Genomic DNA, 2249 nt, shown 5'->3' with positions numbered 1-2249 from the left:
AAAGGCTTCTTAATCACCAAATCTCATGCGCAAGAAGCCATGAACCAGATTACCGATATTGTTTTTGATAAAACAGGGACACTAACCAAAGGTGAACTCAGCATTTCTGGTGTGAAGCTTTTTAGTCACTGCGGAGAAAGTAAAGCGCTTGAAATCGCTGCCGCACTAGAACACCACTCCAGCCACCCGATCGCCAAGCCTTTTTCTGAATTTTTCACCAGCCCAGCCGAAAGGGTTACAAACCATCTTGGAAAGGGCCTCGAAGGTTTTTTTCAGGGGCAACACTACGTACTGGGCAATGCAGAACTCGTTGAACTAAAACAGAGTTGCGAACAAGCATTACAACAGCATAATGGCCTAAGCCTATATCTGAGCGATGGCGAGAACCTGATTGCGCAATTTATGCTAAATGATGCTTTACGCTCCGACAGTAAAGAAAGCATCAAACAGTTTCAGGAAGCGGGTATCACCACTCATATATTAAGTGGAGACCACCAAGACTCTGTCTCCATTCTCGCCTCTAAACTCGGCATCGCTAACTACAAAGCAAAACAGTCGCCCGAGCAAAAATTGGCCTATGTCAGAGGTTTACAGGCCGCAGGCAAACAGGTCACAATGGTGGGTGATGGTATTAACGACCTACCTGTCCTGTCTGGTGCTAAGTTATCAATATCGATGGGCGAAGCCAGCGACATTACCAAGTTAAATTCAGACGCTATTCTGCTCAATGGAAATATGACGGTTATTAACGAAGCTTTCCAAAACGCGCAGAGAACACGTAAAATCATTAAGCAAAATATGACCTGGGCCATCATGTATAATCTATGCATGCTCCCGATGGCTGCAGCTGGTTGGGTTCCACCTTATTTCGCAGCCCTGGGAATGTCCTTGAGTTCTTTATTAGTTGTTTTTAACTCTCTCAGGTTAAAGCGCTAACATGGACAAGTCGCGAGCGTTGGAAAGGTGCTCCAATTAAACTGATTTAAGATAAGAGTTAGCTTCGATGGAAATATTGTATATTCTAATTCCACTATCAATCATTCTTGTTGCTTTAGCGATTGCCATTTTTGGCTGGGCAGTTAAGAACGGACAGTATGATGACCTGGAAGGCCCCGCGCACAGCATTCTCTATGATGATGATAAAGACATGATCCCGGGGCAAAACAACAAAACTCAAAAGAAAGACCTGAATACTAAAGACAGTCAACATAGTGAAAAATCGGACGACTAAGTTTGCTAAATGACCCCGGTATTCTTATTTCTGCCTTTATGCTTGGCTTTCTAGGCTCTGCACATTGCTTGGGAATGTGCGGAGGTTTAGCAAGTGCCTTAGGTTTACATACCTCATCATCAAACAAGGCAAGCTTCTTACTCTCCTATAATCTGGGGCGCGTTATAAGTTATTGCATCGCAGGACTGATTGTTGGCAGCCTTGGTTTCTGGCTGAGCAAACAATTAGCAGCCTTAGAGGTTCTCAGATATTTAGCTGCAACAATGTTAATTCTAATGGGTTTATACCTAGGCCAATGGTTTAATGGAATACTCTGGGCTGAAAAACTAGGTAGTAAACTCTGGCCCTTGATTCAACCATTATCAAAGCGTTTTATGCCTATTAAATCAATCAAAGATGCGCTAGTGGTTGGCATGGTGTGGGGTTGGCTACCGTGTGGTTTGGTATACTCGGCTTTGATCTGGGCAAGCTTGGAAGCAAGTATCTTCGGTTCAGCACTAATCATGCTTGCTTTTGGCCTAGGCACCCTGCCTTCAATGTTGAGCAGCGGTTTATTAGCACAAAAACTATCCGCGACAATTAGAAAACGCTGGTTCCGCTCTTCTGCCGGAGCAATGATGACTTTATTCGGCTTATGGTCTTTGCCAGTCATCCAGAAAACAGTTTACCAGCTATTAAACGCTTAGCTAAGAAGCCCAATGATAAATTTCTGAAAAAGGCTCAAAGAAACTTTCATATTGTTTATACGCAGAGACGGCATCCTGATTTATTTCCCGCCTAATTTGAACATGACTCGCCGTTCTACTTAGCAACTTATCTTCTTTATGAAAATCCAAACACTGTTCTCCCCAAGGCAAGTCGCAAAACGCCATAAGCGCCTTGGATTCAGCTTCCGGATCACACACTAATTCCTCATATTTAACTGTTGTCACACGTTGAGGGTAGGCATTCTTTGTCCGATCCATTGCTACTAAACAATTATCCACATACTTGAATATATTATTTAAGTCATGAGCCC

At 43.3% G+C, this 2249-nt stretch carries 4 protein-coding genes; 3 read left to right on the top strand and 1 reads right to left on the bottom strand.

The features are described 5' to 3' along the window. The 3 genes from A3761_RS19710 to A3761_RS19700 all read left to right on the top strand — a co-directional run. Positions 1 to 936 (top strand): cation-translocating P-type ATPase (locus tag A3761_RS19710; protein WP_156491970.1); only part of this gene is annotated, 936 nt, incomplete at its 5' end. A 67-nt stretch (positions 937 to 1003) separates the two neighbouring features. Continuing rightward, entirely contained in the window at positions 1004 to 1231 is a 228-nt protein-coding gene (gene ccoS / locus A3761_RS19705; RefSeq protein WP_068554477.1) for a cbb3-type cytochrome oxidase assembly protein CcoS, read from the top strand. A gap of 2 nt (positions 1232 to 1233) precedes the next feature. Then, positions 1234 to 1917 (top strand): sulfite exporter TauE/SafE family protein, encoded by a 684-nt coding sequence (locus A3761_RS19700; RefSeq protein WP_231875596.1) that lies wholly within the window; start codon positions 1234 to 1236, stop codon positions 1915 to 1917. Here the strand turns inward: A3761_RS19700 and A3761_RS19695 are convergent. After that, a partial coding sequence (locus tag A3761_RS19695) for a sulfotransferase (protein WP_231881263.1) occupies positions 1918 to 2249 on the bottom strand: 332 nt, incomplete at its 5' end. It abuts the gene before it with no gap.

It is taken from the genome of Oleiphilus sp. HI0123 (assembly GCF_001635315.1).
This window is presented reverse-complemented; position numbering and strand designations above follow the sequence as displayed.